This window comes from Cupriavidus sp. 8B, assembly GCF_054589115.1.
This window is the reverse complement of the sequence record NZ_BAAILO010000385.1, coordinates 1-9,283: the sequence shown is the minus strand read 5'-3', so window position 1 is coordinate 9,283 and position 9,283 is coordinate 1. Positions and strand designations below refer to the sequence as shown.

8 protein-coding genes are annotated in these 9,283 nt (G+C 66.9%); 2 read left to right on the top strand and 6 right to left on the bottom strand.

The window, feature by feature from the left end; all coding sequences use genetic code 11:
• Positions 1 to 124 precede the first annotated feature (124 nt).
• From hutH to ACYP5B_RS37220, 6 genes are all read right to left on the bottom strand, one after another.
• Positions 125 to 1,705 carry a histidine ammonia-lyase gene (gene hutH / locus ACYP5B_RS37245; protein ID WP_459572913.1) on the bottom strand — a complete coding sequence of 527 codons (1,581 nt, stop codon included), beginning with the start codon at positions 1,703 to 1,705 and terminating at the stop codon, positions 125 to 127.
• Positions 1,706 to 1,781: 76 nt separating this feature from the next.
• Complete coding sequence (gene hutC, locus ACYP5B_RS37240) at positions 1,782 to 2,555, bottom strand: histidine utilization repressor (protein WP_267604284.1); 774 nt, start codon at positions 2,553 to 2,555, stop codon at positions 1,782 to 1,784.
• A 4-nt stretch (positions 2,556 to 2,559) separates the two neighbouring features.
• Entirely contained in the window at positions 2,560 to 3,339 is a 780-nt protein-coding gene (locus ACYP5B_RS37235) for an ABC transporter ATP-binding protein (RefSeq protein ID WP_318236978.1), read from the bottom strand.
• Positions 3,336 to 4,208, bottom strand: coding sequence for an ABC transporter permease (locus ACYP5B_RS37230; RefSeq protein WP_400092790.1), 873 nt, complete (start codon positions 4,206 to 4,208; stop codon positions 3,336 to 3,338). Before ACYP5B_RS37230 ends, ACYP5B_RS37235 begins: the two co-directional genes overlap by 4 nt.
• 13 nt (positions 4,209 to 4,221) lie before the next feature.
• Positions 4,222 to 5,193, bottom strand: coding sequence for an ABC transporter substrate-binding protein (locus ACYP5B_RS37225; RefSeq protein WP_267604286.1), 972 nt, complete (start codon positions 5,191 to 5,193; stop codon positions 4,222 to 4,224).
• Positions 5,194 to 5,647: 454 nt separating this feature from the next.
• Positions 5,648 to 6,628, bottom strand: coding sequence for an NAD-dependent epimerase/dehydratase family protein (locus ACYP5B_RS37220; RefSeq protein WP_267604287.1), 981 nt, complete (start codon positions 6,626 to 6,628; stop codon positions 5,648 to 5,650).
• A gap of 9 nt (positions 6,629 to 6,637) precedes the next feature.
• Between ACYP5B_RS37220 and ACYP5B_RS37215 the strand changes: the two genes are divergently transcribed.
• Positions 6,638 to 7,711 (top strand): CDP-6-deoxy-delta-3,4-glucoseen reductase, encoded by a 1,074-nt coding sequence (locus tag ACYP5B_RS37215; protein ID WP_318236982.1) that lies wholly within the window; start codon positions 6,638 to 6,640, stop codon positions 7,709 to 7,711.
• A 264-nt stretch (positions 7,712 to 7,975) separates the two neighbouring features.
• Complete coding sequence (locus ACYP5B_RS37210) at positions 7,976 to 9,163, top strand: acetylornithine transaminase (protein WP_400092787.1); 1,188 nt, start codon at positions 7,976 to 7,978, stop codon at positions 9,161 to 9,163.
• Positions 9,164 to 9,283 lie beyond the last annotated feature (120 nt).

The window sequence follows — 9,283 nt, the reverse complement described above, 5'->3', positions numbered from 1 at the left end:
AAGCCGCTTGCCATGCCGACGGCTGTCGCTCCCTCTCCCCTCACGGGGAGAGGGTTGGGGAGAGGGGCGGTTCGGCTAGGCGCCACTTGAAGCGAAGCCAATGGTTTTGTCCAGCACGGCTGGCTTAGACCACGCCCACCTGCGACGGCAACACCTGCCGCACGGCCTCCGGCCAGCCGGCGCCCGCATCGCCCTGTTGCACCCACTGCTTCATCGCTTCGATATCCGGCGCGAAGTAGCGGTCGCCCTCCACGAAGGCCACGCGCTCGCGGATGCGCGCAATCTCGGACTCGATCAGCGGCGAGGACTCCAGCGGGCGATGGAACTCGATGCCCTGCGCGGCGGCCATGGCTTCGATGCCGACCACCACGGCGGTGTTCTCCGCCATATCGCCCAGGCGGCGCGCACCAAAGGTGGCCATCGACACATGGTCCTCCTGGTTGGCCGAGGTCGGCAAGCTGTCCACGCTGGCGGGATGCGCCAGCGACTTGTTCTCGGAAGCCAGCGCCGCTGCGGTGACCTGCGCGATCATGAAGCCCGAATGCAGGCCGCCGTCGCGCACCAGGAACGGCGGCAGGCCGGACAGGCCGGTATCGAGCAGCAGCGCTAGGCGGCGCTCGGAGATCGCGCCGATCTCGGCGATGGCCAGCGCGATGATGTCGGCGGCGAACGCCACCGGCTCGGCGTGGAAGTTGCCGCCCGAGATCACGTCGCCCTGCTCCGGGAACACCAGCGGATTGTCGGACGCGGCATTGGCTTCGATCTGCAGCACGCGCGCGGCGTGTTGCAGGTTGTCCAGGCAGGCGCCCATCACCTGCGGCTGGCAGCGGATGGAGTACGGGTCCTGCACGCGGCCGCAGCTCACGTGCGAATCCACGATCCGGCTGCCATCCAGCAGCGCGCGCACGGCGCCGGCCACGGCAATCTGACCGGCCTGGCCGCGTGCGGCATGGATGCGCGCGTCGAAGGGTTTCACCGAGCCCTTGATGGCTTCCAGCGACAACGCGCCCGCCACGAGGCCAGCGGCAAAGATGTCCTCAGCGGCGAACAGGCCGGCCAGCGCCAGCGCGGTGGAAACCTGCGTGCCGTTGAGCAACGCCAGCCCTTCCTTGGGGCCCAGCGTGAACGGCGCCAGCCCGGCGTGAGCCAGACCCTCGGCCGCCGGACGGTGCACGCCGTCGATCATCACCTCGCCCACGCCGATCAGCGTGCACGACATATGCGCCAGCGGCGCGAGGTCGCCCGACGCGCCTACCGAGCCCTTGGCCGGAATGCACGGCGTGACGCCGGAGTTGGCCAGCGCCAGCAGCGCCTCGATGATCTCCGGGCGAATGCCCGAATGGCCGCGCGCCAGGCTCACGGCCTTGATCGCCAGGATCAGCCGCACGGTGTCGGCGGCAAGGTCGGCGCCGGTGCCCACGCTGTGCGACAGCACCAGGTTGCGCTGCAGTTCGGCCAGCTTGTCGTGCGGGATGCGCGTTTGCGCCAGCTTGCCAAAGCCGGTGTTGATGCCGTAGACCACGGCATCGGCGTCGATGATGTCCTGCACGGTGGCCTGGGACGCGCGCACGCCGGCCCAGGCGGATTCGTCCATCGCCAGGCGCACTTCGCCGCGATGGATGCGGCGCAGGTCGGCCAGCGTGACGGCGCCGGGCTGCAAGGTCAGCAGCGGGCGGGAAGTTTGGTTGGCTTGGGTGGCGCTCATTTGTATGTCCCTGTCTATACAGCCGGGTTCGTGAGTTGGCTGGTGGATCTGAAAAGACTAACGGCCCACGGCTGGTTCAGCCGAAGGCCGGGTTGCCATCGGCGCGGAATCGGCTGCCTAGGCGGTAACGGTTGCCTGGGTGCAGGCAACGTACAAAGGTAACGGGGGTGCCGCCCGTCCAGGTGCGGCGGGTCAGCAGCAGGCACGGCTGGGTAGCCGGCATTTCCAATTGGGTAGCCTGCTCCGCCGTGGCGGAGATGGCGTCGACCACATGCTCGATCTGGTCGTATGGCACGTGGCGCAGCAGGTATTCGCCAGGTTTGACCGCATCGGCGGCGGCGAAATCCTGGTTGATGAAGTCCGGCGCCACGCGCGGGTTCACATAGCGGTCTTCGAGCTGCACCGGCACGCCGTCCTCACGGTGCACGCATACGGAGTGGAACACCGATTCGCCGGTGCGCAGGTCCAGCGCTGCGGCTACCTCGATGGAGGCAGCCACGCGTTCCACCACCATGACGTCGCAGGCGTAGTCGTGGCCGCGCATGCGGATCTCGTCCTGCAGGTTGACCACGTTGAGCAGCGTCGACTGCGGCTTGTGTTCCGCCACGAACGTGCCCACGCCCGCCACGCGCACCACCCTGCCCTGCTCGGCCAGCTCGCGCAGAGCGCGGTTCACCGTCATGCGCGACACGCCAAAGCGGGTCACCAGCTCCTGCTCGGACGGCACGCGGTCACCCGGCTGCCATGCGCGGCTCTGGATATTGCGCGCGATGTACTCCTTGACCTGCTGGTAAAGCGCGGCGGGAGTGGCATCGGGAACGCCCCGGCGGTTGGCGGTGGCTGCTTTCATGGGCTCAGTGCTCGGCGGCGGCCATGGCCTCGGCGCGGATTTCCTCGGTCAGTACCGCCTTCAGTTCGGAGAACTCCGGCGAGGTCTTGATGGTGTAGTGGCGTGGGTGCGGGAAGTCAACATCGATCGTGCGCTTGATGCGGCCCGGCCGCGCCGAGAACACGGCAACGCGGTTGGCCATGAAGATGGCCTCGTCGATATCGTGCGTGACGAACAGCACGGTCTTGCGCGCGGCCTCCCAGATGCCCAGCAGCAGTTCCTGCATCAGCACGCGGGTCTGGTTGTCCAGCGCGCCAAAGGGCTCGTCCAGCAGCAGGATCTTGGGATCGTTGGCCAGCGCCCGGGCAATCGCCGTGCGCTGCTGCATGCCGCCCGATAGCTGCTTGGGGAAATGGTGCTCGAAGCCGCGCAGGCCCACGCGCTGGATAAAGAAGTCGCTGCGCTCGCGCTGGTCGGCCTCGCTCATGCCGCGCTCGCGCAGGCCAAAGCGCACGTTCTGCTCGATGGTCAGCCATGGGAACAGCGTGTAGGACTGGAACACCATGCCGCGCTCCGCGCCCGGGCCGGTGACTTCCTGGCCGTCGAGCAGCACGCGCCCGGTGGTGGGCGTATCCAGCCCGGCGACGATGCGCAGCAGCGTGGACTTGCCACAGCCGGACGGGCCGAGGATGGTGACGAAATCGTTGTCCGCCACTTCGAAATCGGTCGGCTGCAAGGCCAGGGTCTGGCCGCCGCGCGGATTGACGAAGGTCCGCGAGACCTGCTGGATGGACAGCGCGCTCATTTGATAGAACTCCACGGGAACAGGCGCTGGTTGGCCAGCTTGAATGCCAGGTCGGAGACCAGGCCGATGCAACCGATCACGATGATGCCGAAGATGATCTGCCCGGTGTTGAGCAGCGCCTGGCTGTCGGTGATCATGTGGCCGATGCCGGAGGACGAGCCGATCAGCTCGGCCACGATGACGTAGGTCCAGGCCCAGCCCAGCACCAGGCGCAAGATCTCGGCGATCTCGGGCGCGGCGCCCGGGATCAGCACGCGCCGCACGATGCCGCTGCTGTTGGCGCCCAGCGTGTAGGCCGCCTCCACCAGGTCGCGCCGCGCGCCGCCCACCGTCACCGCCACCATCAGCACGATCTGGAAGAACGAGCCGATAAAGATCACCAGCACCTTCTGCGCCTCGCCGATGCCCGCCCACAGGATCAGCAGCGGGATAAAGGCCGACGCCGGCAGGTAGCGGCAGAACGAGACGAAGGGCTCGAAGAACGCCTCCGCCGCCTTGTACGCGCCCATGAAGATGCCCAGCGGCACGGCCAGCGCGGCGGCCAGCACGAAGCCGCCCAGCACGCGCCATACCGTCATGCCGATATCGCCGATGAAGTTGTACTCGGTAAACAGCAGCACGCCTTCATGGGCCATGGTCATCGGGTCGGCCAGGAAGGTGCGCGGCACCATGCCACCCAGGGTCACCGCCGCCCACACGGCGAAAAACACCACGAAGAACGACAAACCCAGCACCCAGCGCGCGCGTTGGGTGACCGGCGCCAGCGGCGCCAGCCAGGGATGCCGGCGCGCGGGCGCCCGAGTCACCGCGGCGGGGGCGGGCTTTGTATCTGGATTCGCGGCGGGCGAACCAATGTGAACCTGCGTCATGGCACCAACCTCGTTACTTGATGAAGCGCGCGTCGTACAGCGCCGTTACGTCCGGCACCTGGCGGATCACGCCGATCTCCAGCAGCACCTGCGCCGCTTCCTTGCTGAAGCTGGCCAGCTCGCCGCCGAAGAACTTGCGGTTGGCGTCACGATCCTGCCAGCGCAGGTAGGCGGACGACTTGGCGAACTGCTCGCCGCTTTGCTTGACCGCCGCGCCCATGATGTCGTTGGCCTTGGCCGGGTCCTGCTTGATCATGTCGAGCGCTTCGAAGTAGCTATCGACCAGCGCTTGCGCGGCCTTGGGATTGTCCTTGAGCCACTTCGGCGCGCAGCCCAGCGTATCCATCACCATCGGGTAGTCCAGCGTGGTGGCCAGGATCTTGCCCTTGTCCGGGTTCTGGCGCACGGACGACAGATACGGCTCATACGTCATGGCAGCGTCGTTCTGGCCCGAGACGAAGGCCTGCGCGGCGGCTTGCGGCGACAGCGTGGTGGTCTTCACGTCCTTCAGGCTCATGCCGTTCTTCTTGAGCATCCAGGCCAGGCCGAAGTAAGGCGCGGTGCCGGGCGCATCCACGCCGATGGTCTTGCCCTTGAGGTCGGCAAAGCCCTTGACGTCGCCGCGCACGGCCAGGCCGTCGGCGCCGTAGGACTTATCGAGCTGCACGATCTGGGTGATGGGCACGCCGTTGGCGTTCCAGGCCACATGGGTCTCGACCGTGGTGGCGGCGCACTGGATGGCGCCGGAGGCGAGTGCCAGGTGACGGTCCTTCTGCGGAATCATCTTGATGTCGACGTCGACACCGTGCTTCTTGAAGATGCCGGCTTTGTCGGCCAGCGTCAGCGGCGCGAAACCGGTCCAGCCGCTCATGCCCAGCGTGACCTGCGTGGCTTGCGCTTGCGCGGTGCCTGCGGCACCCAGCGTGGCGACGACTGCTGCAACGGCGACGGCTAGCGACTTACCGCTACGGATACGAAATCCCATCTTCCTGGCTCCTTTGGTGTGATGCGAACGGGGCCGCGCCAGCGTTGGCGGCAGCCGGATCGCCCGGCGGGCGGCGCCGTACTTGCAGCGCCGGTCATTTGCCAGGCAATTTAGCAACCCTGTATATACAAGTCAATGCAGTAGTTAACCCGAGGCGAAGCGCGGAACTGGCGTTGCCGGCACTTACGTACCGCCGAGCCTGGAACAGCGGGAAACAGGCACGTTACGCGATTGGGCAAGGTGCTCGCCAATGGCCGCCAATGCCCATTGAGGGCGCATCCGGCACATGCCCCTTTCGCCTCGGCGCACCAGATCTGCGCATCGCCACGCCGGCTACATCACTTGCTGTCTATACAGGATCGAGCGGCAACACCAATGCAAACGGCGTGCCACCCGCACGGTGGAGGGGATGAGGAAAGAAAGCGCTCCCGGCAGACGCCGGGAGCAGCTGAATTCAGGCGTCGAAAAAGGACGCCACGGTGGGATAGCGCAGCCGCAGGCGCAGCTCGCGTTTGAGACGGGCGTTCTCCAGCCGGCGCGATTCGCTCATGAAGCTGAGCAGGGTCGGCTCCACGGCCTCGCGCAACTGCGCGCGGGCGAGGCGCGGCGGCCGGGGCAGCCCGCGGCGGTCGGCCACCAGGTCGAAGTAGTCGGCCATGCGCATTTCCGAATCGTCGCTGGCGTGCACCACCCGCTGCGCGCGGCCGCGGAACAGCGACGCCACCATGGTGCGGGCCAGGTCCAGCGCATGGATGTGGTTGGTATAGACATCGTCCTGCGGCGCCAGCGCCGGCGTGCCCTTGGCCAGGCGGGCCAGCGGCAGCCGGTCTTCGGCATAGATGCCGGGGATGCGCACGATGGAAGCACGCCAGCCGGCATGGCGCCCAAAGTCCCGCACGGCCTGCTCGGCCGCCACGCGGCGCCGGGCGCGCGCGGTTTGCGGGCGCACCGCCTGCGATTCCGCCAGCCTGGCGCCGCCGCGATCGCCATATACGCCCGAGGTGCTGGCGTAGACAAACGCTGGCGCCGCGGCACTTCGGCCGGACCTGCCGTTGCCCCGGTCGGGTAGAATAGCGGGCTTGGCAAACCATCCGCCAGGCCGTGCGGCGCAGCGCCGCCAGGCACCACGCCGCAAGGCGCGCAGCAGCGCCAGCGTGCGGGGATCGCCCTCGCCGCGGGACGGCGGCGGCGCCAGGTGCAGCACCCTGTCGGCCAGCCCGGCCAGGCGCGCCAACGTTGCGGGCCGGTCCAGGTCGGCCACCAGCGGCACGGCGCCGTTGTCCCGCAGCGCCGTGCGGCGGGACGGCTGCGAAGTGATGGCAAAGACGCGCCAGCGCGTCGATAGAATACGCAGGCAACGCGTGCCCACATCCCCACAGCCAACGATGAGTAGGCGCGGGCGACCCAGGCGGCGTCGCGACAGATTTTTGCTCATAGAGTGATTATGGCTTATCAAGTTACCGTCATGCCCAGCGGCCGCACGTTCGAAGCGGCCGCGGATGAAACCATCCTTACCGCGGCCCTGCGCCACAGCATTGGCCTGCCCTACGGCTGCAAGAACGGCGCATGCGGATCCTGCAAGGGCCGTGTCACCGCTGGCGGCATCGAGCAGGGCGATCACGCACTTTCCGCGCTGTCCGCGCAGGAAAAGACCGAGGGCCGCGCGCTGTTCTGCTGCGCCAAGCCCACCTCGGACATCACCATCGAATGCCGCGAGGTGCAAGGCGCCGGCGACATCCCGATCAAGAAGGTGCCGTGCCGCGTCGCCACGCTGGAACGCGTGGCCGACGACGTCGTCGTTGCGCGCCTGCAGTTGCCCGCCACCGAGCGCATGCAGTTCCTGGCCGGCCAGTATGTCGAGTTCCTGCTGCGCGACGGCAAGCGCCGCAGCTACTCCATCGCCACGCCGCCGCACCAGGAAGGCCCGATCGAGCTGCACATCCGCCATATGCCCGGCGGCACCTTCACCGACTACGTGTTCGGCGCCAGGGACGGCCAGCCGGCCATGAAGGAGCGCGACATCCTGCGCTTCGAAGGCCCGCTCGGCAGCTTCTTCCTGCGTGAAGACTCCGACAAGCCCATCATCCTGCTGGCCTCCGGCACCGGCTTCGCGCCGATCAAGGCCATCGTGGAGCATGCGGTCTACACCGGCATCACCCGCCCGATGACGCTGTACTGGGGCGGCCGCCGCCCGCGCGATCTGTATATGCACGCGCTGTGCGAGCAGTGGGCGCGCGAGCTGCCCAACTTCCGCTACGTGCCGGTGGTCTCCAACGCCCACGACAGCGACGACTGGGGCGGGCGCACCGGCTTTGTCCACGAGGCCGTGATGGAGGACCATCCCGACCTGTCCGGCTTCGAGGTCTACGCCTGCGGCGCGCCGGTGATGATCAATGCCGCGCGCAAGGACTTCTCCCTGCGTTGCGACCTGCACGAGGATGCCTTCTTCGCCGACTCGTTCACGTCGGAAGCGGACATGCATCCGGCAGGTTCGGTACCGCCGGCACCGGCGGCCTGAGCGCCACCCGGTCCGTTCCTACGCTACAACAATGCCCGGCCCCGCCAAAATTCGTTTTGACAGCCGGGCGCCTGGGCCTTATATTGGCCGCCATGAACTACGCTATCAACCGACGCAGCTACCGTACGTTGCTCCCCACCGGGGTGCCTCGCGGCTGACCGTCCATAGCTTCTGTTCAGGTCAACAAGCCACGGGCAATCCCCGTGGCTTTTTGTTTTTCTGCTCTCCTCCCCCCCTGTTTCACGCCGACCCCTGGAGTCCGCCATGGCATTTGCTGAGTACCCCGTCCAATCCCTGATGTACATCACCAACCGGCCCGAGCTCGTCTTTACCGAAGGCAAGGGCTCGTGGCTCACGGACCATAACGGCAAGCGATACCTGGACTTCGTGCAAGGCTGGGCGGTCAACTGCCTGGGGCACTCCAACCAGGCCATGATCGATGCGCTGGTGGCACAGTCGCAAAAGCTGTTCAACCCGAGCCCGGCGTTCTACAACGAACCCATGCTCAAGCTGGCCAAGCAGCTCACCGACGCCAGCTGCTTCGACAAGGTGTTCTTCGCCAACAGCGGCGCGGAAGCCAATGAAGGCGCGATCAAGCTGGCGCGCAAATGGGGCCGCAAGCACAAGAACGGCGCGTTCGAGATCATCACCATGGACCACAGCTTCCACGGCCGCACGCTCGCCACCATGAGCGCGTCGGGCAAAGCCGGCTGGGACACCATCTTCGCACCACAGGTGCCGGGCTTCCCCAAGGCCGAGCTGAACGACCTGGCCTCGGTCGAGAAGCTGATCAACGACAAGACCGTGGCCATCATGCTGGAGCCGGTGCAGGGCGAAGGCGGCGTGATCCCCGCCTCGCGCGAATTCATGCAAGGCCTGCGCAAGCTGGCCGACCAGCACAAGCTGCTGTTCATCGTCGACGAAGTGCAGACCGGCTGCGGGCGCTGCGGCACCATGTTCGCCTATGAGCTGTCGGGCGTGGAGCCGGACATCATGACGCTGGGCAAGGGCATTGGCGGCGGCGTGCCGCTGGCAGCCCTGCTGTGCAAGGCCGAAGTCGCCAGCTTCGAAGCCGGCGACCAGGGCGGCACCTACAACGGCAACCCGGTGATGACGGCCGTCGGCAGCGCCGTAATCTCGCAGCTGACCTCGCCCGGCTTCCTGCAAAGCGTGCAAGAAAAAGGCGCCTACCTGCGCGAGCAGCTGCTGGCGCTGTCGTCGGAGTTCGGCCTGGGCGGCGAACGCGGCGAAGGCCTGCTGCGCGCGCTGGTGCTGAGCAAGGACATCGGCCCGCAACTGGTGGAAGAAGCACGCGACATGCAGCCGCAAGGCCTGCTGCTGAATTCGCCGCGCCCCAACCTGCTGCGCTTCATGCCCGCGCTGAACGTGACCACGGAAGAGATCGACCTGATGATCGGCAATCTGCGCACGCTGCTGAAGAAGCTGGCCTGATAGCGGTCCGCTCGCAATAAAAAAAGGTTCGTCAGAAAAAAGTGTGGGTGGACGGAGGCTCGGGGAGATTGCCAAGTGCATGATATAGCGCGATTTCTGTCGCTCTGAAGGTCCGGAAGC